24 protein-coding genes and 1 pseudogene are annotated in these 26,999 nt (G+C 41.7%); 19 read left to right on the forward strand and 6 right to left on the reverse strand.

From position 1 onward, the window contains the following. Positions 1–16 precede the first annotated feature (16 nt). The 3 genes from KHB02_RS03230 to KHB02_RS03240 all read left to right on the forward strand — a co-directional run bounded on the left by KHB02_RS03230 (position 17) and on the right by KHB02_RS03240 (position 2,988). The gene (locus tag KHB02_RS03230; protein ID WP_213145957.1) at positions 17–1,297 is read left to right on the forward strand and encodes an MFS transporter; all 1,281 of its coding nucleotides are present in this window, start codon (positions 17–19) and stop codon (positions 1,295–1,297) included. A gap of 21 nt (positions 1,298–1,318) precedes the next feature. Then, positions 1,319–2,503: a thiolase family protein gene (locus KHB02_RS03235; protein WP_213145958.1), complete on the forward strand. Its 1,185-nt coding sequence runs from the start codon at positions 1,319–1,321 to the stop codon at positions 2,501–2,503. A gap of 155 nt (positions 2,504–2,658) precedes the next feature. Beyond that, positions 2,659–2,988 (forward strand): hypothetical protein, encoded by a 330-nt coding sequence (locus tag KHB02_RS03240; protein ID WP_213145959.1) that lies wholly within the window; start codon positions 2,659–2,661, stop codon positions 2,986–2,988. An 84-nt stretch (positions 2,989–3,072) separates the two neighbouring features. On the opposite strand, the gene KHB02_RS03245 is transcribed toward KHB02_RS03240, so the two are convergent. Next, positions 3,073–3,774 (reverse strand): hypothetical protein, encoded by a 702-nt coding sequence (locus KHB02_RS03245; protein WP_213145960.1) that lies wholly within the window; start codon positions 3,772–3,774, stop codon positions 3,073–3,075. Positions 3,775–4,095: 321 nt separating this feature from the next. Here KHB02_RS03245 and KHB02_RS03250 point away from each other — a divergent pair, with 321 nt between their 5' ends. Together KHB02_RS03250 and KHB02_RS03255 are read left to right on the forward strand one after the other, a co-directional pair. Further along, positions 4,096–4,383 carry a hypothetical protein gene (locus KHB02_RS03250; protein ID WP_213145961.1) on the forward strand — a complete coding sequence of 96 codons (288 nt, stop codon included), beginning with the start codon at positions 4,096–4,098 and terminating at the stop codon, positions 4,381–4,383. A gap of 174 nt (positions 4,384–4,557) precedes the next feature. Beyond that, positions 4,558–4,840, forward strand: a pseudogene (locus KHB02_RS03255) (dihydrofolate reductase family protein); the annotation flags it as partial. Positions 4,841–5,056: 216 nt separating this feature from the next. Here KHB02_RS03255 and cls read toward each other — a convergent pair. Next, positions 5,057–6,511: a cardiolipin synthase gene (cls, locus tag KHB02_RS03260; RefSeq protein ID WP_213145962.1), complete on the reverse strand. Its 1,455-nt coding sequence runs from the start codon at positions 6,509–6,511 to the stop codon at positions 5,057–5,059. A gap of 138 nt (positions 6,512–6,649) precedes the next feature. Continuing rightward, positions 6,650–7,216 (reverse strand): acetylglutamate kinase, encoded by a 567-nt coding sequence (locus tag KHB02_RS03265; protein ID WP_241113691.1) that lies wholly within the window; start codon positions 7,214–7,216, stop codon positions 6,650–6,652. A 315-nt stretch (positions 7,217–7,531) separates the two neighbouring features. On the opposite strand from KHB02_RS03265, the gene KHB02_RS03270 reads away from it, so the two are divergent. The 9 genes from KHB02_RS03270 to KHB02_RS03310 all read left to right on the forward strand — a co-directional run bounded on the left by KHB02_RS03270 (position 7,532) and on the right by KHB02_RS03310 (position 16,681). Then, positions 7,532–8,023 (forward strand): GNAT family N-acetyltransferase, encoded by a 492-nt coding sequence (locus tag KHB02_RS03270; protein WP_213146072.1) that lies wholly within the window; start codon positions 7,532–7,534, stop codon positions 8,021–8,023. A 118-nt stretch (positions 8,024–8,141) separates the two neighbouring features. Continuing rightward, positions 8,142–9,320 (forward strand): macrolide family glycosyltransferase, encoded by a 1,179-nt coding sequence (locus KHB02_RS03275; RefSeq protein ID WP_213145963.1) that lies wholly within the window; start codon positions 8,142–8,144, stop codon positions 9,318–9,320. A gap of 89 nt (positions 9,321–9,409) precedes the next feature. Beyond that, positions 9,410–11,713 (forward strand): RNA polymerase recycling motor HelD, encoded by a 2,304-nt coding sequence (gene helD, locus KHB02_RS03280; RefSeq protein WP_213145964.1) that lies wholly within the window; start codon positions 9,410–9,412, stop codon positions 11,711–11,713. Positions 11,714–12,096: 383 nt separating this feature from the next. Further along, entirely contained in the window at positions 12,097–12,543 is a 447-nt protein-coding gene (locus KHB02_RS03285; RefSeq protein WP_213145965.1) for a hypothetical protein, read from the forward strand. A 2-nt stretch (positions 12,544–12,545) separates the two neighbouring features. Next, entirely contained in the window at positions 12,546–12,770 is a 225-nt protein-coding gene (locus KHB02_RS03290; RefSeq protein ID WP_213145966.1) for a helix-turn-helix transcriptional regulator, read from the forward strand. A 60-nt stretch (positions 12,771–12,830) separates the two neighbouring features. Further along, positions 12,831–13,538, forward strand: coding sequence for a DUF4386 domain-containing protein (locus KHB02_RS03295; RefSeq protein WP_213145967.1), 708 nt, complete (start codon positions 12,831–12,833; stop codon positions 13,536–13,538). A 60-nt stretch (positions 13,539–13,598) separates the two neighbouring features. Continuing rightward, positions 13,599–14,567 carry an NAD(P)-dependent alcohol dehydrogenase gene (locus KHB02_RS03300; protein WP_213145968.1) on the forward strand — a complete coding sequence of 323 codons (969 nt, stop codon included), beginning with the start codon at positions 13,599–13,601 and terminating at the stop codon, positions 14,565–14,567. A gap of 572 nt (positions 14,568–15,139) precedes the next feature. Then, a complete protein-coding gene (locus KHB02_RS03305) occupies positions 15,140–16,174 on the forward strand; it encodes an alpha/beta hydrolase (RefSeq protein ID WP_213145969.1) in 1,035 nt (344 codons plus the stop codon). A gap of 42 nt (positions 16,175–16,216) precedes the next feature. Next, positions 16,217–16,681: a DinB family protein gene (locus KHB02_RS03310; protein WP_213145970.1), complete on the forward strand. Its 465-nt coding sequence runs from the start codon at positions 16,217–16,219 to the stop codon at positions 16,679–16,681. A 66-nt stretch (positions 16,682–16,747) separates the two neighbouring features. Here the strand turns inward: KHB02_RS03310 and KHB02_RS03315 are convergent, their stop codons facing one another. Together KHB02_RS03315 and KHB02_RS03320 are read right to left on the reverse strand one after the other, a co-directional pair. Next, on the reverse strand, positions 16,748–17,374 hold the full coding sequence (locus KHB02_RS03315) for a DUF2238 domain-containing protein (RefSeq protein WP_213146073.1): 627 nt from the start codon (positions 17,372–17,374) through the stop codon (positions 16,748–16,750). Positions 17,375–17,444: 70 nt separating this feature from the next. Continuing rightward, positions 17,445–17,723, reverse strand: coding sequence for a hypothetical protein (locus KHB02_RS03320; RefSeq protein ID WP_213145971.1), 279 nt, complete (start codon positions 17,721–17,723; stop codon positions 17,445–17,447). 192 nt (positions 17,724–17,915) lie between these two features. Here KHB02_RS03320 and KHB02_RS03325 point away from each other — a divergent pair, with 192 nt between their 5' ends. Beyond that, complete coding sequence (locus KHB02_RS03325) at positions 17,916–18,185, forward strand: hypothetical protein (RefSeq protein ID WP_213145972.1); 270 nt, start codon at positions 17,916–17,918, stop codon at positions 18,183–18,185. 118 nt (positions 18,186–18,303) lie between these two features. On the opposite strand, the gene KHB02_RS03330 is transcribed toward KHB02_RS03325, so the two are convergent. Then, complete coding sequence (locus KHB02_RS03330) at positions 18,304–18,615, reverse strand: hypothetical protein (protein WP_213145973.1); 312 nt, start codon at positions 18,613–18,615, stop codon at positions 18,304–18,306. A 257-nt stretch (positions 18,616–18,872) separates the two neighbouring features. On the opposite strand from KHB02_RS03330, the gene KHB02_RS03335 reads away from it, so the two are divergent. The 4 genes from KHB02_RS03335 (at position 18,873) to KHB02_RS03350 (ending at position 26,995) form a co-directional block, all read left to right on the forward strand. Then, entirely contained in the window at positions 18,873–19,259 is a 387-nt protein-coding gene (locus KHB02_RS03335; RefSeq protein ID WP_213146074.1) for a VOC family protein, read from the forward strand. Positions 19,260–19,576: 317 nt separating this feature from the next. Beyond that, entirely contained in the window at positions 19,577–20,752 is a 1,176-nt protein-coding gene (locus KHB02_RS03340; protein ID WP_213145974.1) for a DUF2515 family protein, read from the forward strand. A 16-nt stretch (positions 20,753–20,768) separates the two neighbouring features. Continuing rightward, complete coding sequence (locus tag KHB02_RS03345; RefSeq protein ID WP_213145975.1) at positions 20,769–24,263, forward strand: DUF6603 domain-containing protein; 3,495 nt, start codon at positions 20,769–20,771, stop codon at positions 24,261–24,263. Continuing rightward, positions 24,260–26,995 carry a hypothetical protein gene (locus tag KHB02_RS03350; RefSeq protein WP_213145976.1) on the forward strand — a complete coding sequence of 912 codons (2,736 nt, stop codon included), beginning with the start codon at positions 24,260–24,262 and terminating at the stop codon, positions 26,993–26,995. The genes KHB02_RS03345 and KHB02_RS03350 overlap by 4 nt, the downstream gene beginning before the upstream one ends. Positions 26,996–26,999: the final 4 nt, after the last annotated feature.

The following is a 26,999-nucleotide window of genomic DNA, read 5'->3' on the forward strand; positions in this document are numbered from 1 at the left end:
AGAAAAGAGGAGATTGATGATGCGTTGGTTTATTCTTCTGCTATTATTCTTAGGGGCAGTCGTAAATTTTGCAGATAAATCCATCATTGGACTTGCGGCTGCACCAATTATGAAAGAGTTTAATCTTAGTCCTGTGGAGTGGGGACTAGTAGGAAGTAGTTATTACTGGCTTTATCCCGTAACAGGTATCTTTGGAGCAGCACTTGCGGATAAATATGGAACGAAAAAAATACTTGCAGTGGTCATGCTGTCGTGGACAGCCTTACAATTTGGTGTTTTGGCCATTGCTGCATTACCGCTTTTAATCGTTTATCGAGTTTTGTTAGGGGCATTCGAAGGACCGTACAGTCCAATTGCCTATAACCATGCAGATAAGTGGTTCCCGCCGAAACTAAAAGGTTTTGCTAATTCCATGATCGTTGGCGGCGGTACTGTTGGGGCCATGATTGCTGCGCCAATCCTCGTTTCTTTAATTACCATTTTTGGGTGGAAGATCGCATTTGCCATTCTGGGTGCAGTAAGTTTTGTCTGGTTCTTGTTGTTTCAATTCTTCACAAAGGAAAATCCAGTTGAGGTCTATAAGGAAGTACAAAAGAATAAGAAAGCGAAGATTGAGAAACTCAAATTAAAAGATTTCCTATTACTTTTGGCGTCGCCAACTGCCTTATTTACCACGCTTGCTTATTTTTCAACTTATATCCTTGTTGTTTGGTTTTCGGTTTGGCTGCCTATTTATTTAGTAGAATCCATAAAAATGTCGCCGGCGCAAATGGGATATGGCGTTATGGTCATTGGGATTGTTTCCGTGGTCATTTATACAGGTATTTCCATGCTATCTGATTATTTATTTAAGAAAAATCAAAATTGGCGCTCATCTAGGGTATTCGTTGTTGGAGGCTCCATGATTGTGGGTGCATTATTGTTTGCCTCTATAATGATTTTCCAAAATCCAATCTGGGTTATTACGGCATTGTGTATAGCAAAAGGTCTTGCCTATACCATTTTACCAATCGGGCCAACCATTATGATTAATGAAATGCGTGAACGGGGCGGATTAATGACAAGTATTTTAACATCGTCAGGTAATCTCGCTGGTATCGTTGCTCCTCTTTTAACCGGGTATATTATCAGCTTAGCTGGAGGAGATAAATTGGCAGGCTATAATCTATCTATCTTGTTTATGGCTGGAGCCGTATTTATTTTCGGGTTACTATTTACCATTTTTGTTAAACCTTCTATTTTAAAAGGCAAGGACAAGGATCAAGGATTGGATTATTTAGAATCGAAAACTTCGTAATGTGTAGAGGAGAGGAAAAACATGAGTGAAAATATTGTGATTGTGAGTGCTGTTCGAACACCAATTGGACGTTATGGCGGTGCATTTAAAGAAATCAGTTCAGGCCATTTGGCGAGTATTGCCATTACGGAAGCCGTTAAAAGAGCAAATATAACGCCTGACCAAGTGGAAGAGGTTATTTTTGGAGAGGTTAGACAAAGTACCGAATCCTCAAATGTAGCAAGGGTTGCAGCCCTCCGTTCAGGTATTCCTGAAACTGCCCCTGCTTTTACTGTTAATAGATTGTGTGCCTCTGGGATGCAGGCAATTGCTTCAGCTGTCCAGCAAATCAGCTCAAATCAGGCTAAGATCGTCGTTGCGGGCGGTACGGAAAATATGAGCAGGGGGCCGATCTATATCAGAAATGCACGTTTCGGCGGGGATCGTACAATAATAGTAGATTCAAATACAGAAGCAGGGCAGCAGCCTCAAGAAATATATGGAAAAGACTTAGGAATGGGGATTACGGCTGAAAATGTAGCTGAAAGATATCAAATCTCAAGAGAAGATCAGGATGCTTTCGCAGTGGAAAGCCAAAGAAGAGCTGCAAAAGCAATTGCAGATGAAAAGTTTAAGGCAGAAATCGTGCCAGTCGAAGTGAAAGAAAGAAAAGGTACACGAATCGTTGATACGGATGAGCACCCGCGTCCTGACACAACATTGGAAAAACTTTCAAGCCTAAAGCCGGCTTTTAAGGCAAACGGAACCGTTACGGCAGGCAATGCTTGCGGTAGGAATGACGGAGCTTCTGCATTAGTTTTAATGAAAGAAAGCGAGGCTGAACGCTTAGGGCTAAAACCGCTTGCTAAGATCGTGGATTGGTCAGCTGTAGGTGTCTCTCCTGAAGTAATGGGGATCGGTCCTGTTCCGGCAGTTACGAAACTATTAGAACGGACTGGGAAAAAAGTAGAAGATATCGGTCTTTTTGAATTAAATGAAGCTTTTGCTTCTCAGGCAATGGCTGTTATTCGTGAACTAAAGCTAGATGTAAATAAGGTAAATGTGAATGGGGGAGCAATTGCGCTTGGACATCCGGTTGGAGCAACTGGTGCCCGTATCGTGACAACGCTCATCCATGAAATGATTGACCGTCAAGAAAGATACGGAATCGCGACACTATGTGTCGGTGGCGGCCAAGGCATGGCGATTATGGTTGAAAGGATGTAAGAAAGACTATTTAAGTTTGAAGCTTCATTGATTTAAGAATAAGAGCCGACTATCCCCAAAACACGGTAGTCGGCTTTATTCATGAGTAAGCAATAATTTTCACACCTTCATCCGCTCAGGCAGACTCTGTATCGATTGCACCACTAAATCCAGCTTTGATTCATTTTGCGTGGCCAAGTACAGATTTAAAGGGCGGAAAATACGAGGATGAAAAATCTGTTTTTAAAGATGAGAGTGAATTAAAGAAGCTAGGTTACCAAATTACCGGGTCGACGCGTGAAAAACGCTGGAAAATTCTTGAGACAGCGGTGAATCAGCTTGGTCTAAAAAAAGTAGCCTATACAATTGCTCAAAATGTGAAACTTAGAAAAGGCCAAAAGGATGGGGAAACAAAATTTAGATATGCAATAGGGGAATGGGAATATGACCTAAATAAGCTAAAGCAAACTTACTATAGACATGATTTTAGTTGGCCGACAATATGATGCACGGGGACGGTTCTTTTGCCTCATTTTCTAATGAAAGTGATGCACGAGAACCGTCCCCGTGCATCTGTTATATTTATATTTTTATTGTTTTGGCAGGAAATCACCGATTCCATTTGATAATATCGCTGTATCCCATGGATGCCAATAATAGGTGATACCATCAAACTGCAAATCATATTTATAGGCAATAGGTTGATCCGTATAAAAGACCATGTCATAAACAATGGGATCACCTTTATCCATATTTGGCTGGAAATTTGGACTACTCTCACCTTCATTTAAAACTTGAAGAAATTTCTTTATCTCATCTGGGTTATCTAAGTTTACCAATTTTTTTGGCCCTTCCGGCTGGTAAGCGAGATAAACCTCTATTCGGTTCACTTTCTCGATTGGCATATCTTTAAAATGCCATTTATAATCGAAATCCTCTCTTGAATAATAAACACGATACCCATTAATTTCGCGGTTAGATTTGACGGCAATAAATTGTGGAACACCTTTAATCGCATAAATTTCTGTGCCTTTTTCATGAAACGCTGCATCTCCATTACGAATTTTATAATTTGGGTTCGTCACATTGTCCGCTACCTTGAACTTCACTGTCCCAATTTTATCTCCAAGGTACTCTTCGTCAGCCAAAACACCCGAGTAAATTCCATCGTACTCAATACCATCCCATTTTACAAAATCAACCCAATCAATTACCGCATGCCCATCAAATGGTGTGGACCGGCAACCTGTTAAGGCAAATATAATCAAAATAAAGATAGCCCAATTTTTCATAGACAGCACCCCTTTTCAGGTTAGACGAATTGATCATTAACTTTGTTTCTAAATGAGGTGCTAAATACAAAAAGAGCGGAGATAGAAAAATAAAATAAGGCTGACTGGAATTCGGAAATATCGATGACATGTGAGGGGTTGCATGGACCAATCTGTCATTTTCTTTTATGTATCATCTCAAAAATGGCTTGGGAATGGAGAAACTGTACGAAATCAGTCTAATAAGTTATGATACCTGCCCTTTCAATTTTTACATCATTGCATCTTATATAGAGTACGGGGACAACCTCTCCTAAATCATTGAAAGGGGTGAAAATATATATGAGTTCTAGTCGTAGCCATAATGATGGAGCAATTGAGAGACTAAGAAAGATTTTAAATACCAAACTTGGACACATGGTTGGTGTCGTTACAAAAGCTGGTGTATTAACAGTTGGCTCAGTAGTAGAAGTTAAGGGTGATCTTCTTATACTGGCTAGTACATTCACTGTTATTGCTCCCGGTTTTGGTGGAATTATTCCTGCACCAATAGTCTATATTCCACTGGAGGATATTACTCAACTATTGGATGATATTGACCCATCCAAACTTTCACTAAAGGAACATTAATAGAAAATGCGGTCTCCAAAAAAGAGAAAAGTAACCATCCTTTTCTCTTTTACCATGTATCAAGTAAACAGGATATCTAGGCAGAAAACCAATTGTTAGAAGAACTATCACCACTAATTTAGGAGGACGAGTATGTCGCTAACAGTGGTTGATGCTTCATTTGCGAATTACTTAAAATATGTACTTTCCATAACACAAAAAGAAGCTGATAATAAAGCAATATTTATAAATGATCATATTCTATAAGAAGTAAATAAATTAAAGAATAAGCCTGGTAAAGACATCTGGTTATATGGCAGGCCAAGTCTTATGACAACTTTTATCCATTTAGGACCTGTTGATGAATTTTGATTATCAGTTCACCTTCTTATTTTGGGACAAGGAAAACCGTTATTTATTGATATAAATGAATTTAAAAATGGTTAATACAAGAACGTTCTCCTCTGACGTTATATAACTAATCTATCATATAATAGAATAATAATATGGTTAAGTTCTTGTCTTTATTATAGTCTATACTTAGAGTGCACTATAATTTTATTATTACCGATGTTTTAAAAAAGAAAATAGTTAAAATGCATGGGGACGGTTCTTTGGCCTCATTTTCTAGTGAAAGTGATGCACGAGAACCGTCCCCGTGCATCACCCAGAACACACTTCTTATCATCCTGATTCATAAAATCGGTGACAGAAGGCGGGATACGGATTCTTTGATTCGCACGAAACCGGATCGTCCCTGATACCTTGTAAGGGTAAGTTCGGAACAATAATTGGAATCTTCCATGAATAAATCATATAAATCGTGAGCAATCTTTTCGTCATAGATAAGGGCATTGACTTCAAAGTTTAGCCTGAAGCTGCGCATATCAATGTTAGTGGTCCCGACAGAGGCTACCTCTTGGTCCACCAATATCGTTTTGGCATGTAAAAACCCATTTTCATATAACAAAATCTTCGCACCATATGACAAAAGCTCACCGGCATAAGCCAAGTTTGCCCAGTACACAAAGGGATGGTCGGGCTTGCTGGGAATCATGATCCGAACATCTACTCCGGAAAGTAAGGCGATTTTGCACGCATCCATAAAGCTGCTATCTGGAATAAAATAAGGTGTTTGGATATAGACACTTTTTTGCGCTGACATGATCAGCTTCAAGTACATATTTTTCAAATGTTCGGTTGTGGAATTTGGGCCACTGGCGATAATTTGGATGGCACTGCTTCCGCTATGCCGCTCCAGATTCATAGAAAAGGCTTCGTGGTTGATTGTTTCCTGGTCCGTTGCCTGCTTCCAATCCAGCACAAATCTCCCTTGAATATGATTGACGGCCTCGCCCAGTATTCGTAGATGAGTATCGCGCCAATTTCCGAACTTTTTATCCAGCCCCAAATATTCATTTCCAATATTGAATCCGCCAATATAAGCAATCTCGCCATCAATAATACAGATCTTCCGATGGTTTCTTGTATTAATCCGGAAGTTGATTAATTTTAAAAAAGAAGGAAAAAACACTTCCACTTCGCCGCCACACTCGATCAGTTCCTTGAAAAAAGAACGATTCATCCGCCGTGAACCCACTTCATCGTAGAGGACGCGAACCCGGACTCCTTCCTTTGCTTTCTTTGTCAGTTCATCCCGTAACTTTACCGCCAAGGAATCACGCTGAATGATGTAATATTGCAGATGAATCTCGATTTTTGCATTTCGAATATCTTGAAACAACGCATCGAACTTGTCTATTCCGTGATGAAAAATCTGTACATCATTATCGTTAGAAAGTAAGGCGTTCGACGACTTCATGTTCATTTTAATTAGGTCCCCATACCTTTGAAGCAAAGGATTATGTAGAAAATCAGAACGAGTTAGGTGGTCCATCTGCACACTTACAGCTTCATTTAAAAAACGTCTCTCTTCTTCTGATAGTTTGTAAAAATTCTTTTGCTTTAACTGGCGGCCCAAAAAGATATAAATCAAAAACCCTAGAATGGGCAGAAAAAATAAGACTAAAAGCCACGCCCAGGTAGAACTGACATCTCGTCTCTCAACAAACATCACCACAATGGCAAATAATATATTTAAAACAGTAATAAGTGCGATGAGTATCGTATTAATATTCTGTAATTCCATTGCTACCTCTCCAGCGCCAAGTTCTTTACTTCAATATATATAATTCTTGCAGCAAAAGCCAAGGAAATGCCAGAAGGACGGTTCCCAATGCTTATTCTTTCTTAAAAATGAGCTGGCTGAACCGTCCCCATGGTATATTTAAAACTTTCTAGGGAATTGTTTTACAATGGCGAAGGTGATGGTGTCCGCCATTTCTAAAGCTTCCAACTCAATTTTGTCAAATACTGCAATACTTTCTTTAAAATTTTGTTGGAGTATTAATACTGCTTCCCTTTCAGTAAGGGCTAGATGTTCAAAAAACATTTCTTGGAATTCTTTTCTTGATATAAATGGATTGATTCTACTTAGAAATTCGGCAATTTCTGCTCCATTCGCATACCATCTTTTCCGTGCATCTGCCACAGCTCTTTGATTGCCTGCTTTCGCAGCTGTAACCAGTTCAGCAGCAATAACCAGGTGCTCCCTTATTAAGTTGGCGAACTGTGCTGCTATTTTATTTCCATAGAAAGGCTTTAATAAATTTCCCATATCTGTGGCATTCCGGAGAAGTCGTGCGGTATTCGCGGCTAAATCAGGTAAATTAAAAGCTATGCTATTGATGACCAACCTTGTCCAATATACGTGCTGTTCCCAAACCATACGCATGGAACTTTTCAAACGATCTTCCCGTTCACTAATACCATCAGTGTTGAACCATGGTTTCATAGTCTCACCCCCAAACATTCAAACTCGGTTTCAGTATATTCCGATTCAAAAAAAGTGCTTGTACAATTTTGAATGCACAGGGAATGCACAGGGACGGTTCTTTTGCCTCATTTTCTAGAGAAAGTGAGGCACGAGAACCGTCCCCGTGCCTCACGTGTGCCTCGAAAATCTAAAACTTTACTTTTGTTCTGAACAAAAACCTATTATAGTAGTAGATGGAGATAATAATAATTTATAAAGTGGAAGTCTTATATTTTGTAGGGGCAAATGGGAATTAGCATCAAGATGTTATTGGAATTTGGAGGCAAATTGAAAATGTTGAATATCCGTAATGTTAAAATGGAAGATCTATCTGAGATAACTATCATTGAAAGCCTGTGTTTTCCAATAGAAGAGGCTGCGACGAAAGAAACGTTTGAAATGCGGATTCGTGTAATACCAGATAGTTTCTTTGTGGCTGAAAGGAAAGGTGCGATTGTGGGTTTTGTTAATGGACCTGTGATTGAAACACCATATATTACAGATGACTTATTTCGTGAAATTAAGGCTAATCCACTGACCGGCGGACATCAAAGTGTCCTTGGAATAGCGGTTACTCCGCATTTTCAAACACGCGGTGTAGCGGCAGCGCTACTTGCTCATATTGAAGAAGCAGCAACTGCAAAAAAACGTGAGACCATCACACTTACATGTAAAGAAGACTTAATTGGTTTCTATGAAAAATTTGGCTATAACAACATGGGCGTTTCAAAATCAGAGCATGGCGGAGTAATCTGGTACAATATGGTCAAAAAATTAACATTATGATTTAACTCTATTTAGATGGAGAGAATGAAACATGGGGACGGTTCTTTTGCCTCACTTTGGTCGATAAAGTGAGGCGCGAGAACCGTCCCCATGCCTCATTAGTAAAGGAGTGTTAATAATGGCACGTGTTTTGTTTATTAATGGTGGTTCTGAAGGACATGTTAATCCGACTCTTGGAGTTGTGCGGGAGCTTGTTTCGCGTGGAGAAGAGGTAGTATACTTTACGATAGAGGCTTTTCGAGAACGTGTTGAGAAGACGGGAGCTACCGTAAGAACGTTTGATGGTGATAAATTTATAAAAGCTTTTATTTCAGGTGGAAGAAAGTATTTACTCGAAAGAATCAACGGTCTTTTGCGAACGGCAGATATCATGATCCCTAGTGTTCTGGAGCAAATCGAAGGGGAACAGTTTGATTATATCATCCACGATTCCATGTTTGGCTGTGGACGTATACTTGCACAGATCCTGAAACTTCCGGCCGTTAATTCTTGTACTTCTTTTGCACAGACAAAAGCATCATTTGATCAAACGTTGGACCATCTTTCAAAAAATATCCCAACGGAAATTCATGATGAGTATCAGAACCTCACAAAAAAATTGGAAGAAAAATATGATGTGGAGATCCATTCTCCTTACGAAGTTTTTTGTAACCCGGCACCACTTACCATCGTTTATACAACCAGGGAGTTTCAACCCTTTGGAGAAACATTTGACCAGTCGTACAAATTTGTGGGTCCATCCATTTCTTTACGACCAATGCAAGAAAACTTCGACCTACCTACAATTCAGGGAAAAAACCTAATTTACATTTCACTCGGTACTGTCTTTAACCAAGCAATAGATTTTTATAAGCTTTGTTTTAAGGCATTTGGAAACACTGACCATACTGTTATCATGTCTATTGGGGAAAAAACGCATTTATCCGATTTAGGGGAGATTCCTAGGAACTTCATTGTCAAAAATTACGTTCCACAAACAGAAGTATTGAAATACACGAGGGTTTTCATCACTCATGGCGGAATGAACAGTGTTCATGAGGGTCTCTATAACGGGGTTCCGCTCATTGTCATCCCGCAAAGCGCGGATCAGCCAATCATCGCAGGGCAAGTTGCAAAACTCGGGGCCGGTATTACACTACAAATGCAAAACCTGACTGCAAATCAACTCAGTGAAGCTGTGGATCAAGTATTAAAACAACCATCTTACCAAAAAGCTGCTGCAAGCATCGGAGAATCTTTTCAAAAATCGGGTGGATACCACCAAGCTGTGGATGAGATTTTCAAATTTAAAAATTGATGCATGGGGACGGTTCTTATGCCTCATTTTCTAGGGAAAGTGATGCACGAGAACCGTCCCCGTGCGTCACTTAGTGAGGTGATTATAGGATGGGAACTAAAGATCAAGTTTCTGTAAGTGGCCATAAAGATTATCAAGCAGAACTGGAGCGCTTAGAGTTTACGAAGGAATATATACGGACTGTTTTGGAAATTTCGCATGGGAATAGAGAATTTTTCGTTGAAAATATGAGGCAATCCTTTGCTGAACTGAATTCTAAGGATAGCAGTACGAGTTACACGGATCTCCTCGCCAATGCAAGTTTTCTTGAATTAGCCGAAAGTGAATTGAAAAGACTGGAGAGTGTGATTGGCAAACCATATTTTTCACGGATTGATTTCACTAGCGACAGTACGAAAAAAGAGGAAATTTTGTACATCGGCAAGGTGTCACTGTTTGACCGGGTCACACAGCAACCTATAATTGTGGATTGGCGGTCGCCGATTGCCAATGTCTACTATGATGGTCGGCTCGGAGAGGTGTCCTATGAAGCATATGGTGAGACCCAAACAGGGTATCTATCCTTAAAGAGGCAATATGACATTGTTGAGGGATTATTAAAAGAAATCAGTGACATCGATTTAACCACACACGATGAACTTTTGCAGAAATCTTTGTCAGGTAAAGCGGACAATCGCTTAACAGAAATTGTCGCGACCATCCAAAATGAGCAAAATGAAGTGATTCGGGCATCATTGAAGCACCCCATCATTGTTCAAGGAGCGGCCGGAAGCGGGAAAACAACGATCGCACTCCATAGAATATCCTACTTTCTCTATTCCTTTGGATTTCAATTTCCTCCAGAAAAATTAATGATACTCGCGCCAAACCGACTGTTTATTGATTATATTTCTGCAGTCTTACCAGAACTCGGTGTCAACAAAATCAATCAAACCACCTATATCGATTTTATGAGAAGCTGTCTAGGCCAGAAAATAAAACTTTTTTCACCTAACTCCAAGCTGATGAAGCTCCTTGAAAATAACGGATCCAATAAATCGATGCAATGGGTATCTAGTTATAAAGGCTCACTTGAATTTAAAGAATTAATCAACCGATATATCAAGGAATTGGAAAGCAATCTTGCCCCAGAAGAGGATTTTGTGATTGAAATTTCCGTTCTCATGAAGGGGAAAAAGCTTAAAAGACTATTTTTAAAAGAATATACGTACTTACCAATCTACAAAAGGCTTGGAAAAATAAAAAACCTTTTAGAAGATGATCTAAAAAGGAAAAAATCAATTATGTTATCAAAACTGAACAAGAAATACGAAGAAGCACTTGAAAAAGTCCTTTATAACTGGAGGCAGGATCCAGAAAAAAGAAAGCAAAAAGTGGTCACTCTGATGGAGAGGAAAGATCAACGGAAAAAGAGGATCGATCAGGAGGCAAAGGTCGCTGTAAAAAAATATATGGATGCATTTGACATGAAAGATATTTTTACCTTGTATAAGGAATTAATGACATCTCCAGATTTGCTTCAAAAGCATTCCACCACTCTGACTGATCAAGAATGTAAGGTTCTAAGTAAATATTGTCAGCGTATCTTTGAACGGGGTGCATACGAGCTTGAGGATTTAGCCCCGCTATTTTATATGCAGGCAAAGCTAGAAGGCATTGATGAAAAACATAAAATGCGCAGTATTTTCATTGATGAAGCACAGGATTACAGCTATTTTCAATTTGCTGCATTAAAAGAAGGCTTTGAAACAGACTTGTTCACCATCGTGGGGGATTTGGCACAAGGCATCCATTCCTATCGCGGCTTGAATAGCTGGACACCTGTACTGAAGGAGATTTTCCCAAATGCGAATTATCAAGCCTTGCAAAAAAGCTACCGAACAACCGTCGAAATCATGAACTTGGCAAATGATATCCTGATATTGATTGATCAGGAATTGCCGAAGGTCGAACCGGTCATTCGTCATGGCCAAAAACCGAGCTATAAAAAAATTGATCCTGTGAATCTGGAACAGGTTAGGATGCTGCTGGAACACGATATATCCTCACTCAAAGAGGAAGAGCTGCACTCCATTGCGATTATTGGACGTACCGATAAAGAATGCCAGAGAATACAACAACTCTTGGAAAATAGCCAACTTCCAATTCAGTTATTAGAAGAAAAACAAGAAATGAAGAAGGGGCATATCGTGATTTTGCCTTCTTATTTATCAAAAGGCTTGGAGTTCGATGCCGTTTTACTTGTTTGCTTGGAAGAACCATACTCACAAGCAGACCTGGACATCAAATTGTTGTACGTATCGATGACAAGACCGATGCACCGATTATATTTATACGGGAAAGATCCGTCAGACTTTTTATTAAATCGGGCGGAATCTATTCATTTTGAATGAAGCATGGGGACGGTTCTTTTGCCTCATTTTCTAGCGAAAATGAGGCAAAAGAACCGTCCCCGTGCATTTCCATGCATCAAGGGTTCTACTTTTGGAAAACAAATTTAAGTGTAATTATTTAAAAAATCTATTGCCACATGTGGCTTTTTGTTTTTTCATATTTTCAAAAATGATGATACGAACATAGCGGACATTTTTAATTAAATTTGCCCTAATCCTCTTTAGAAAGACAGAAAAATGTAAGAGCACATGCCGGAACATTGCCCATTTAGCAATATCCGGTATTTTTTTGTAATTTATACTTTACTTTATGTAAAGTTTATATTACATTATGTATAACATATTTTACTAAATATAGAAAAAAATAAAATAAGGGGGAAACCATGACCTATCAAGAAAAGAAAAGCATCGTATCGTTAATCAGCGCCATACTCATTTTCGGAACTTATTGCTTGTACATGTACCCACGTCACCCTGAAGGTGGGCTTGAGTCGCTGGAAACCTTTCGCTATTGGGGTTCATTCGTCCTCATCCTGACTTTGCTTTCAATTGTCGCCCACATTATTATCAGCATTCTTTTCAATATCCTATTTAGAATGACAACTGGAGAAAAAGAACCAACATTCGCAGATGAACTGGATAAGTTAATTGACTTGAAAGCGAACCGAAATTCTTTTTTTGTCTTTATACTCGGCTTTTTACTTGCAATGGGATCGCTGGTTATCTTTCAGCCGTCACAGTTCATGTTCATGATCCTGATCATTTCGGGGTTCATTTCCGATGTGACTGGATCCGTTACGAAACTTTATCACTATCGGAAAGGAGTCTAATAATGGGTAAACATCTTGTCGGCAATCATATTAGACGATTACGATTTGACCATAATGAAATGACCCAGCAGCAACTGGCTGACAAGGTAGGCGTTACAAGACAAACCATCGTGGCACTCGAAAAGGGAAACTACTCCCCATCACTAGAACTTGCTTTTCGCATTGCTCGCGCCTTTAACTTACCGCTGGAAGAGGTATTCTTCTATGGGGAAAACACAAATAAGTAAGAAATTTGATGGTTTTTTGCTTTACCGTTTTTGAATTTATTAAGAGAAGGGGATAAGTAAATGAATTCAAATAAAAAAGCTGCGAAAATTGTGGGAGTATTGTTTATTCTTGCGGCAGTTACGGCGGTAATTGGTCTAAACTTATATAATCCTATCTTAACGGGTCCTGATTACCTGATTAAAGGTTCGGAACACGCAAGCCAGGTGATAACGGGAGCGCTTATGGAGTTAATTCTTGTCGTTTCAGCGGTTGGTACGGCAACGACTATGTTTCCTTTTTTAAGAAGGTACAATGAAACGATTGCTCTTTGGCATGTTTGTTTCAGATTTCTTGAAGCGATTATCATTACGGTTGGTGTAATAAGCGTCCTGTCCCTATTAACCTTAAGCCGAGAATTTGCAGCGGCGGGTGCTCCGGATATTGCCTCTTTTCATGCTTCAGGTACTGTACTAAAAGCAATACATGACTGGACATTTATGCTTGGTCCCAATTTCATGCTGGGCATAAATACGATGATGTACAGTTATATATTTTATAAATCAAAGCTCGTACCAAGATTCATACCCATCTTGGGTATGACAGGGGCAACGCTTGTTTTTATAGCAGCGTTGTTAGAAATGTTCGGAGTCATCCAACAAGTTTCGGTTTGGGGTGTTTTATTGTCGCTGCCAGTAGCTGCTAATGAAATGATTTTAGCCGTATGGCTCATCGTTAAAGGATTCAATGAATCTGCGCTTGCTGCCTTGACTACAAAAAAAAGCATTTGAAGCTCCTCTAAAGATAACGAGTTCCTCAAAATAAAGGCTTAGGGATATGGAGGGAAATTAATGAAAGCCATCGTTTATAACAAATATGGTTCACCTGATGTTCTTAATCAGACAGAAGTAGATAAACCTATTCCTGAGGACCATCAGGTACTGGTAAAGATTCATGCAGCATCCTTAAATTATGGTAATCTAGTACTTCTGAAAGGAGAGCCCTTCTTAGCCCGTTTTGCCTTCGGTCTTCTAAAACCAAAATACTCCATACCCGGAGGTGACATTGCAGGTCGGGTTGAAGCAGTTGGTAAAGATGTTAAACAGTTTCAGCCAGGCCAAGAGGTATTTGGAGATCTTTCCAGAGCTGGCTGGGGTGGTTTTGCTGAATATGTATCTGTTCCTGAGAATGCATTGGCATTAAAACCAGAAAATATAACATTTGAGGAAGCTGCTGCGGTACCGATGGCGGCAGTTACAGCCTTACAAGGTCTTAGGGATAAAGGCAAAATTCAGATGGGACAGAAGGTTTTGATAAATGGTGCCTCTGGTGGTGTTGGGACTTTCGCGGTACAGCTTGCCAAATCTTTTGGTGCAGAAGTAACAGGTGTTTGCAGTACGAGAAATTTAGAAATCCTTCGTTCCATTGGGGCTGATCATGTCATTGATTATACAAAAGAGGATTTTACCGAAAAAGGACAGATGTATGACTTGATTCTCGGTGTTAACGGACACCATCCGATTACAGCTTATAAGCGGTCTTTAAATGCTAATGGAACTTTTGTTCACGTCGGAGGTTCGGGTGCACAGCTGTTTCAAACAATGACCTTAGGGCCTTGGTTCTCGCTTACTGGAAGGAAAAAAATGACTAGCTTATTACAAAGGCAAAACCAAAATGATTTAATTTATATAAAAGAACTCCTTGAAGCCGGAAAAATAAAACCAGTTATTGATAAAACTTTTAAGATGAGTGAAGTCGAAGAAGCTTTCAGGTATTTTGAACAGGGGCATGCTCAAGGAAAAGTTGTCATCACAGTATGAAAACTTATAAGGAATAATAACTGATAGAATGAAGACTGGCGATACTTTAAGGTAGTATCGCCTCTTCTAATGAGAATTTTTCTTATTATTTGTGAACTATCCAAGTGAATATGTAACCGTAAACATTAGTGAAGTTTCTAATTATTTTAGCTGACTTAATCCCAAAAGAAAAATTCAATGAACTTTACCCGGGAAGAAAAATATTAAAGCGAGTAAAGGCATTCGTTATATGTTAAAAGGGAAAGAGAACATAAGAAAAAATAATTGAGCGAGATTCCGTTCAAAGAAGAGTAATCCACCCTAGAAGACTACTCTATTTTTCTATTATTTTCCCTAAAAAGAAACACGGGGACGGTTCTTCTGCCTCATTTTCTAGCAAAAATGAAGCACGAGAACCGTCCCCGTGTCTCCCCGTGTCTCAAAACTGATAGAAATCTTCTGGCAGTTTTTTTATGTTCGAGATTTAATTCTATTTTGGAAAAATTGTTAATCCAGAAAACCCCAATTAAGTTATAATTAGGCTATAAGACATATATTTTGAATGTATGCAAAGATGGAGGGTTCAAACACGAATGAAACTTTTAAAAAAAAGTGATTATACGATCTCGGAAAAGGGAATTAGCCAAATTGAAACTATTCCCATTGGCGGTATAAATCAAAGCATTCTTATTCAGACGGAAAAACCAGGAAGTCCCGTATTGCTCTTTATACATGGAGGTCCCAGTATGCCTGTTCCTGGTGTATCAAATCGAGGCACTGATTACACATTGGTCATGAACACCAAAGAATTAATTAAACATTTCACCGTGGTTTTTTGGGACCAACGCGGTACAGGAAAATCTTTTTCCAAAGATATACCAAAAGAAACCATGCAATTGAAACAATTTATCAATGATGCCAGAGATGTCACAGATTATTTAAGATCTCGGTTTAAGCAAGACAAACTGCATCTAGCAGCTCATTCCTGGGGAAGTGTGATCGGACTAAGCCTTGCGTCCAAATATCCGGAAAAATACTATTCTTATACGGGTTTTTCCCAGATTACAAGCTGGGTTGAAAATGATAAGTTAAGCTATAAGTGGCTGATTGAGATGGCCACTGAGACAAACAACAAACAGGCGCTAGCGGAGCTTGCGGCGGTAGGAGAACCGCCTTATACGAAGGACTTTAAACAGTGGGCTGTTATCAGGAAATGGCAGTTAAAATATCGTACTATGTTTTATGATGCGGGTGACAAAAAGTCTGCTACCTTTTTTTCGGGGTTAAAAATCATGCTGCGCTCGCCGGATTATTCTCTTATGGATATTTATAACTCCCTTGTGAGAGGTTTTAAGCTTTCCTATACTGATGAAATGATTCACGATATCAATACATTTGATTTTTTCAGTGAGGTGCCAGCCTTAAATGTACCTGTTATGTTTATCCACGGTAGCAAAGAAAAACATGTTTTACCTGAACTAATCACTCGTTATTTTGAAGTACTTGATGCCCCAAAAGGAAAATCATTATATTGGTCTGAGAAATCTTCACATGCTTTTCACCTTGATGATGCAAGAGAAAATGAGCAAAGACTTATTCGCCATTTATTAGAGGCGCAACATTCTTAACTTATCAACCAAGAAAATTAGAGTTAAGAAGAAGGAGGAAAAATGAGAAAAGATCAAATTATTAAAGAAAAAATAAGTTTAATAGAATGGGTTGATTCTTTAAAGGAAATTTCAAATGATCTTTGGTTTATGCCTTTTAAAGAAGGGGCATGGGGGATTGCAGATGTCATTTCCCATTTTATTTCATGGGACAAATTTTTAATAACCAATCGAGTAGCCTGTATTTATCTTAATGAGGAATTTCCAGCGTTAACTATAGATGTAGAAGCTGTAAATAAAAATGCATCACAATATGCTAGATCAGGTATTTCCAAAGAGGAACTTATTACGGAATTTATCACTGTTCGTAAGGAACTTGTATCCTTTTTACAAAAGGTCCCCGAAGAAACATTCACCGAACCTTACCCAGGTAGAGAACACATGACAATAGGAGAATACTTTGCAGGAATGATCGAGCATGACTTAAAACATAAGGAACAAATAGAGGAACATATTAAAAAGGAATGAAACACGGGGACGGTTCTTTTGCCTCATTTTCTAGCGAAAGTGATGCATGAGAACCGTCCCCATGCATCACTTTCCTAATTCTTTTCGCAACAACTTATTATGTAGTTTGGAAAGAAGTAGTAAGGATATGATGGTACCAGCTAAGGTTAATACCATATCCCATTGTGCATCCCATATATCACCTTGGTTGCCTAGAAAGTTTTTAGCTGTTTTTCCTCCCTGGAGTATAATAAAACTTATCCATTCAATGATTTCATACATAGCAGAAATGGCTAGAGTAATACTTGTCACAATCCAAAATAACCATTTCCCTTTTTTCAATGGGGTTTTCCTTAATAATAATTCTCTAATTACGATGCCCGACATGCCTTTTAAAAAATGTCCAAATCGATCGTAGTGATTTCTTTTGAAATCAAAAGTATCTTTTATCCAATTAAATAGAGGAACCTTTGAATAGGTGTAATGGCCGCCGACAAACATCAATATCGCCATAATAGAGATAATGACGTAAGAGAGGGTAGTAAGACGAAACTTTTTGAACGTTAATATTGCGATTATTAATATGATGATGGCAGGAGTGGCTTCCAATGTCCATGACATGAAGCTTGCAGGTTTGATAAGTGACCAAATTAAAACGGTGATTACAACCAGTAATAACAGAACATGAATCGTCTTGACACTTTTTCCTTTCATTTCTAATTCCACTCCTATATGGTTTCCTCGCAGCCGTAAAAAGGCTGTTGAACCTATTTTTTCAACAGCCCTAAATAGTTTGATTATTTTGGTCTAAAAGGTTGGAAAGGATAACCGAGTTTTCTTGGTCGGCATCATATTGCACAACATCATCATACTCGAACAAACGAAAACTATCGGGGAAATGTTCGCGCATGTATTTCACAAATGCCTGAGGATCATTATTTCCTCCACGCCGAAATTCCATCATAATGGCCCGAAATTTATGCGGTGGCAATTCGGTTTGGATGTGATAAGAGTTAGTAAATCCCAATTGATCCGAACTGTATAGGTTATAGGTATAAAACATCCTAAGACCCTCTTTCTTTAGTATTCAGTTATATTATTTTGCCCTAATTATTGATAGTTATCTGTGTATATTTTTGCAAATCATTAAAAAAATATAAGGGTGAAACACTGGGACGGTTCTCGTGCTTCATTTTCGAGCGCTAATGAGACACGAGAACCGTCCCCATGCATCTAAATAGGGGAGCGAGCTTAATTGAACGCTGATAACACGGAAAAATTCAGATTTAGGCTGGAGAATGACGAAGGGGAGGTGGAAGTTGAAGGTGAAATCTACGGGGAAAGCCAAATCCCATTTTTGGATGATATAAAGTTTAAAGCAGTTATTGGGCTGCTTAATTCAATTGATAAAAAGAACTTTAGTGATTCAGGGAATCATCAGGTATTTAAATATTTTGTCCGGGAAATTGAAGAGACGATTCATGAAATGAAAAAAAATGATCAATTTCAAGGAAAACTTAATTAATTCTAATTGTGGTATGGGCAAATTAAAATATCAAAGCTACCTAAAATAACACTAAAATACAAATAAATACAGCCTAGGAAGGGGAGCACTTCTTCCCAGGCTGTATTTATTTATATAACTATTTTCGCATATCATGCCATTTTTGAAATTTACCATGTTCAAAGTGTCCCTTGTGTACTTGGTCAAAGTGATGCTCTGAATGAGTTGCCCTTCCGCCGCCAAAGCCAATTAAAACACCGAGTGCAAAGACACAAACAGAATAAATTATTCGATGCTTTCTTTTCTTGCGAGAATGGATGAATTTTTCTTTTAATTCTTCTCTAATTTCATTTTTAATCTCATCTTTAAGAGTTTTGATGTTTTCTTGATTCCGTTCTAAAGGTTGCTCTTGAGGTTCTTCCTGAGGTAGTTCTTGTGGTTCATCTGACATTCCTGCACACACCTCCTTTTCTCCTAATATATAGAAATCGTAATTTATCATTTCTTAACAAATTGTTAAATTTTATGGAAATTTTTTTGCGCTTTTACTCTTACTCTTTGGGATTAAAGAAAAATCAAGATTAATTTCTATATTGGCAGCTGGAAAAAATTGTGATATTTTTGAGCTAATCATGAAAGATTTTTAAGTATCAGCATAGATTCAGTACGTTTTTGAATAAAATGAATTGTTTTTAAGAGGTGTGTGTGATGAATATTAAGGGGTTAGATCATTTAGTTTTAACAGTTAAAGAAATTGAAGTTACATGTAAATTTTACTCTTCAGTTATGGGTATGGAGGTTCAAACCTTTGGTGAAGGCAGAAAAGCACTTAAATTTGGAAATCAAAAAATAAATTTGCATCAAAGTGGGAGGGAGTTCGAGCCAAAAGCAATAAGACCTACACCCGGCTCAGCTGATTTATGTTTTATTACGGATACTCCTATAGAAGAAATAATAGAATCACTAGAAAAGCATAGAATTACCATTATTGAGGGGCCGATAGAAAGAACTGGTGCATTAGGAAGAATCAATTCAGTATATTTCAGGGACCCGGATCTTAACCTAATTGAGGTTTCTAACTATATAAAACATTAAGCAGAATTAATTTAAAAAACAGAGTAGGCGACTTAGTTCTACTCTGTTTTTATTATTTTGTCAGAACTGTTTATATAGGGGGGCAGTTCACAATCCAAATTTCTACCCTTCGAATTGTGAACTGCCTTTTTATATTGGAAGAAATCTTGGTAATCACTTAAATCCCGAAAATGACTTCTACCAAAATGAGGCACGAGAACCGTCCCTTTGTCTCTTGAGTTTCCAGAAAATTATAAAAATAGGAAATTATTACCTTTCGGTTAATACAAAGGCACTATACAATTTGGATTAAAGAGTTAGTAAGGAGGGCGGTACCTTTGTCATGGCCTGGTATAGAGACAGTAAAGGAAAAAATCCTCTCCAAACGATATCTAGGAAACTTAAATAATGTTACGAGGACCTACTATTACCTTAAGGTTTACAAGAAACATCCGGAACTGGCCTGGTCCCTGCTCGCACATTTGGTTTCACGAAATGCCGGGTATCAGATGAGCGATCTAAAGCGTTTTGAAAACTGGAAGAAAATCATTAGCGGGGCAGCAGTGCCCCCTATAACGGGGCCTTTCCTGAACATTCTGAAGGAAGTGTTTGATTATATTAGCACCAATGAAATTGAAGCGATTTTTGCCTTCCTTGAAACAGGCAATTTCCTGATTTACCATGATGTTTGCCCTCAGTTGGAAGCCTATGAATGGGCGAAACAATATCCGGATCATGTGGATGAATTGTTCGATATGCTCCTTGATCAACCCTTTAATATCGATGAGTTTATATGGGAAAGTTGGAAAAAGTTCTTTCATGAAGCCGAAACCAATAGCTGGTTCCCAAATTGGTGGCTTGTGCCTGAAGTGGAGGCACACAGTTATGCATTGATTATCAATGAACAAAACCAAATTGAAGATCGGCTAGTCCATGATCCCCATAACCGTTATATTGGGAAATTTGGTACTGTCCTCGGCCCACAGCGCATCATTGAATTAATGGGCAGATTTGGTCAAACAAAACTCCTGTTCCCAGTTGCAAACTCCCTGTCAGATTCAAGTGCTGACAATCTCCTAATCTATACAGTTGATGACTTTCTTTATCTAGGTTCACGTATTGATACCGGCAAAAATCTGTTTGCAGGATTGTTTAAGAAGACAGATCTGCAGCGTAGGTGTGTCGAGTTTTGGGCGTTGTCACACCCTGTACATATGGGCACACGCACAGATTACAATCCTGTGAATTACAGCACAGATTACTCGGCCCTTTGGCCGGGGGGGCAGACTTTCAGTCCGCCTGTTATCAAAACCACTACTTCCGAACATGGTTGGCCACGATTACCTGGAAAAACACACAGGTATGCACACCTGCATTCGAAACCAATTAAGTTGCCCGTTCCTGTAATGGGGAGATCTGAAGTGTATAGCTGGCTGAGCTCTCCTGCATCACCAAAGCCGCTTGAACTAAAGCCGCGCAGTGCTCAAGATGAGATTTTTGAACCTATAAAATAATATAGGGAGGTTAAACATGACCAACCCTTCATTTTTGCTCTCAATGATGGAAGAGCTTAATTTTGTATTGGATCCGCTACGACAAAGTCTGGAAAGTGCAGAGAGCTTCACACTTCTTCTAGAGAAGCACGGCTGGCAATCCGCCCCTGGTGCGTACCTAATCGAGGATGTACGTGACCTTTTTGCCGTGACACAGGATTTTGAAGATGTCCAATTGTTAATGGATCAGGTGCTGACAGGGGATGCAAACTCTCTTGTGGATATGGCTGAGGGGCTTTTTCATCTTCTTCCTGGAATCGTGTCAAAGGTGCGTGCCCTCACTGATCTGAATATGCAGGATCTAGCTTTTCCTTTCAATCAATCTAAATTTTGGGAAGAGTTTCCCGGGGAACTCATCGAAGATTTGTTTGTCAGTTACCTGCATGACTACCGACCCACTTTGTACGCACCACTCTCCTTACTGGGTATCATTGAATCGCAAATCATTGATGTAGGCATTACCCCTGGTCGCATCAACTATACAAAGTCAGTCATCCTCTGGGATCGGCTTCAGCTGGCTGTTACTCGCCCCGCAGAGTTAATCGAGGCAGTTTATGGTTGGGGGACGCCGGTGTTTGACGCGGAACGCTTATTGCTGGGCCTCAAAAGATTCTTGGAGGTTTTGGGTTACCCCGCGGACCTTTATGTCCCCAATCAAGCCTTACTTGATGAGTATTATGATGCTTCCAATCCCTACCGTTCTGCCGTGAAGGAACTTCGCCTGCACGTACTTGGCGGCGCCGATTTTTCCAAGCAACTGTTTGGATTTGGGTTTTCTTTTCTCCCGATCACGCAGGAGGGCAACCGGGGAGCTGCGCCTGTAGGTTTGTCTGTGGGGCCTGCTATCAGCGGCACTCTTCCCACCTTTGATTTCGGTGAACTTAGTCTTATCCTTATCGGGGGATTCAGTTCAGACCAGGGGATCCGCCTCGAGGTACGCCCTGGTAAGGTAAAGGCACGGCTTTCAGCTGCCAGCACGCTAGGAGATGCGGAAGCTGCCCTGAAGGTCAATCCGGAAAACCCGATTGTCTTGCTCGGTACGGAACAGTCCCACCGCGTTGAGCTCTCTGACTATACACTCCGCCTTCTGGCAAAAGGCTCAGCTGCGGATGCCGATTTTGCCTTTGAAATTGACGTCAATAACGTTGAACTAATTATTGATCTTTCTAATGCCGATGGCTTTCTATCCAAAATTTTGGGCAATGATCCGCAAAGATTCAAGTTTGGAGGTTCCTTGACATGGTCTTCAAAATCAGGTCTTACTTTTGGCGGGCGTGCCGGTCTGATCCGAACCCTTCCGGTAAATCAGACGATCGGATTGGTAGAAATCCAGGACTTGCTTTATGGAATCGACGCTTCTGAAAATAGCATTGATTTGATCCTGGCTGTCAGTGGAAAGTTCACGCTAGGTCCGTTTGCGGCGAGTATTGCCGAGGTCGGAGCCAAGTTGTCCATGGTCGCTCTTCATGATGATGAGCCGCCGGGCACTTTCGGCAACCTCGATTTGCGGTTTGATTTTAAACCTCCAGCCGGGATTGGCTTGAAAATTGATGCAAGCGTAGTAGCAGGGGGCGGTTATCTATATTTTGACCATTCAACTGAGCAGTACGCTGGCATCCTGCAGCTGGAAATCAAGGGTGGCATCTCCATCAAGGCGATTGGCCTCCTGACGACTCGTTTGCCGGATGGTTCCAAAGGTTTCTCACTACTTGTCATTCTCGCCGCGGAATTCCCGCCTATCCAGCTTGGATTCGGGTTCACCCTGAACGGGCTCGGCGGGCTTTTCGGGGCGAACCGCACGATGTCACTCGATGTCTTAAGGGCAGGAATCAAGAACCGAGCGCTTGATTCCATCATGTTTCCGCGTAATCCGGTGGAAAACGCCCCAAAGATTATCAATGATCTGAAATCAAGTTTTCCACCTGCGCAAGGCAGGTTCGTGTTTGGCCCGATGGCGAAGCTTTCCTGGGGAACACCGCCTGTTCTAACAGCCGAATTGGGTATTCTTCTCGAGCTTCCCAACCCGGTAAGGCTGGTGCTGCTTGGGCGGATGAAGCTCGTGCTGCCTCAGGAGGAAGTGGCCGTTGCCAAGCTTCAGATGGATGTCATGGGCGCCATTGATTTCGATAAAGGTGACGTCTCTCTAGATGCCACGCTGTTTGATTCCCGCATTGCTGCCTTTGTGATTACCGGTGACATGGCGATGCGCTTGAACTTTGGCGCCAGTCCGTCGTTTGCGCTCGCGGCAGGAGGATTTAATCCTCGTTTCCAGCCGCCTCCAGGTTTCCCTAAGCTGAACAGAATGACAATCTCGCTAGCCGATTCTGACAATCCGCGACTCCGGCTTGAAGCTTACATGGCCGTCACCTCCAACACTTATCAAGTCGGTGCTCGACTGGATTTGTATGCTGAAGAAGACACGTTCGCCGGAAGGTTCAGTGTCCAGGCGTATCTTGGCTTTGATGCCCTGATTCAATTTGATCCATTTGGCTTCATCGTCGATATCGGAGGGGCAGCTGCCCTGAAGCGAAACGGTGACAGCCTATTCGCGGTCCAGCTGGAAATGACGCTTTCAGGGCCAAAGCCTATTCATGCTCATGGAAAGGCCTTGTTCGATTTTCTGGGGAAGCGGGAGATTGCTTTCGAGGTAAAAATCGGGGATCCACAGCACGCTCCCGCACTGCCTCCGGTTGATGCGCTTGCCGCTTTGCAAACGGCCTTGGCTGACCAGCGCAATTGGAGCGCCGGGCTTCAAGAAGATGGCCGAATGCTCGTGACGTTGAGGGAGCTTCTGCCAGGACCGGAAGTGCTGGTGCACCCGCTTGGCGAATTGTCAGTAAGCCAGAAGGTGGTTCCGCTTGGACTAGAGATTACGAAATTTGGCAATTCCAAACCTGCAGGAGGCAGACAAACCTTTTCAATAACCTCGATGTCTTTTGGAGATTCCGAAGTTAACCAGTTCACCGCTGTCAAGGATGCATTTGCACCGGCCATGTTTTTTGAAATGAGCGACACTGAGAAGCTCTCAAGGCCCGCATTCGAGCAGCTTCATTCCGGCATTCGGGCTCCACTTCAGGATCTCTCGTACGGTACGGCAATGACCGCCGATTTTGAATATGAAACAGCTGTCATCGATAAAACGGAAAAGGTAGCCCGAAGTTTGGGGTACCACACAATGGATGCAGGTACCTTCACGATTCTCACTGAGCTTGGCTCTGCCGCGAACTCGCCATTGAACCATACTGGTGAGGGACGGTTTGCCGGACCTGCTCGAAAAATTATGATGAAAGAGCAGGGGTACAGCGTAGTGAGCGCCGATGATATGAAAGCCCCAAATGGTTCATTATTTGGAACAACGAGCAAAATCACATATACCGAGGCAGAGGCTGCACGGGTTAAATACAATACGACCAACTCCAGCAAGAGCAGGCGAGTTCAGGTGGTCGGAAGCCATGAGGTGGTGAAATCATGACAGGATATACCTTTTTGCCATGGATGAGGGAAGGCTTGGCAAGTTCTATCCCCAAAGAAGATTCGTTGATCGGTGCGATGGATAGCCGCGTGCAAGTGCCGGTCAGCCTACAAGTAAACAATACAGTGACGGCGGGAGTTCAAGTCCGACTTTACGGGCCTGGTGATGTCACCGGATTCGACCAGCGCCAGGTACTGCGGACAGACCCTCCTCATCTCGCGACAGGTTTTGAGGCGAATTATTTTGCGTCGATCGAGTTTGACCGTCCTGATTTTCCCTGGATGTTTACACCGGCTGCCGCCAAAGGCAATCGCCTGCGGCCGTGGATTATCCTGCTTGTTCTAAGCAAACAAGAAGCGAAGCTGGAAATACCTAAATCACAAACACTTCCCATTCTTACTATAAAGTCTCCGTATCAGGAAAAGCTGCCTGATTTGGGCGAATCCTGGGCCTGTGCGCATACCCAGGTGAATGGTGAGGCGGCAGGCGATCAAGGGCTGAAGGGCATGTTGAAAGGAGATCCGAAGCTGAACCTTTCACGACTCATCTGCCCGCGGTATCTGCTTCCGAGTACGTCCTATATCGCGTGCGTTGTTCCTGCTTTTGACATTGGCGTGAAAGCAGGACTAGGCGAGCAGATAGATGAAAACGGCAGCCTTCTGCCGGCCTGGGATGTAAAAAACGCTTCAGATACAACTGACCTAAGGCTTCCTGTCTACTATCATTGGGAGTTTGCGACTGGAGAAGCCGGTGATTTTGAGTCCCTTGTATGGGCACTTGAGCCACGTCGGATGGACCCGGATTTGGTCGGGGTAAGACCGCTAAATGTCACCTTTCCTGGTTACAATCTTCCTTCCTGTAAAGTTCCTGGTCTGGAGGGGGCGCTCTGTGTTTCTGAAGGAACCTCCCCTGGCTTGAATGGTGTACCTGAGAATTTTAGGGAAGCCCTAAAAGATTTGCTGAACAAGCCACAAACATTGACGACCATATCAGACTTGAGCGATTCCGTAATCGTTCCGCCGATTTACGGCAGGTGGCATGCAGCAAAGAAATCTATCGATTCAACCTCTAGGCCATGGCTGGAACAGCTGAATCTGGATCCGAGACTTCGTGTTGCCGCAGGTGTAGGTACCAAGATTGTTCAGGAAAAGCAGGATCAGCTAATGGCTTCAGCCTGGGAACAGATAGGCGAGATAGACCGAGCCAACCAAGCCCTCCGCCAGGCGCAGCTTGGCCGTGCGGTCGGCACAGCAATTCATAAAAGCCACATGAGCAATCTGCCCGCAGAATCGCTGCTCCAGTTAACCGGAGCTGCTCATTCGCGCCTTCTTTGGGAGGAGCAGACGATCGTGTCCAAAGAAAGGGGGACTACAATTACTGAGGTCCCTGCTTCCGCCGCATTCCGCAGGATTACCCGTCCGAACGGGCCTGTAGCCCGACGGGTCAATGGTGGCGGGAGTAGTCAGAAGCTAGATCTGATCAAGGGAATAAACTCGCTTAAATATAGGCTGAAGCAGCCGCTCAAGAGCCTTCGCGGCGCTGCCGTGCTAGAGGGTATTACCGACAGTAGCGGGGTTAGGAGAAGATTAGAACAGGCCAATAAAGAGGCACTGAGTAAATTGGATGCAAAAAAAACATTAGAAGGGTTTAAGGATGCTGCTATTATCATTCAGGAAGCCATCCTCCGTACAGTGGACCCGCTCCTGCGGGACCCGAAGGATCCGCCAAGATTGCCGATTGAAGAAGGAAAGAAAATTTTATTGGATAGGCTTGACCCAGAGAAGACGGTCACGAATCGCATGCAGGCGCGTATCGTCATTCCGGACCCAATGTGGCGGCCCGCGGATCCCCTCGAGCCGATCATGGCAGCGCCCGAATTTCCTACTCCGATGTATCGGGCGTTAGCAGATCACTCACAGGACTGGCTTTTACCAGGGCTTGAGCATGTGCCGCCTAATACCCTTACGCTATTGGAAACCAATCCCCGGTTTATCGAAGCTTTTATGGTTGGACTTAACCATGAGATGAGCCGTGAATTGCTTTGGCGGAGATATCCAACCGATCAGCGAGGCACCTACTTCCGTCAGTTTTGGGATGCAAGAGGGCGCATCCCGAGGCAAGCATCGACGAAGGATATTCCGCCAATTCACGAGTGGGGCAAAGCACTCGGTGACCATATGTCAAGTACGGCAGCCCAAGAACAAATGGTGCTACTGATACGGGGAGATCTACTCCGCCGCTATCCGAACGCCACTATTTATGCAATCAAAGGGGAGTGGATGACAGTTAACGGAAAAAAGGTACGCCAGCCGAAGTCTTCCCCGTCGACGGATGAACAAAAGTTTCCCCAATTCTCCGGGAAATTGGAACCAGATATTACTTTCCTGGGGTTTGATTTGTCTTCGAGCACAGCCCGAGGAAATGACACAACCGACCCCGGCTGGTTCTTTATCCTGCAGCAGCAGCCTACCGAGCCTCGGTTCGGTTTGGATGTGTCTCAGTCATCAACCGGAATGCCGTTGACATGGCGGGATTTATCTTGGAATGACGTCCATCTATCAGAAGGGCGTTATGTCCAGCTTTCAGGCGGTTTGAAGAATAGTTTTCAAAAGCCAGGAACGCCTGCAAACATTGACTGGAACACAGCTTCAAACTCTGCAGCTCTGGCCTATATTACCTTGCAGCGTCCTTTTCGAATTGCGGTACATGCAAGTGACTTACTTCCGTTGTAGAGGT

This window comes from Neobacillus citreus (assembly GCF_018343545.2).
Classification (GTDB): domain Bacteria; phylum Bacillota; class Bacilli; order Bacillales; family Cytobacillaceae; genus Neobacillus; species Neobacillus citreus.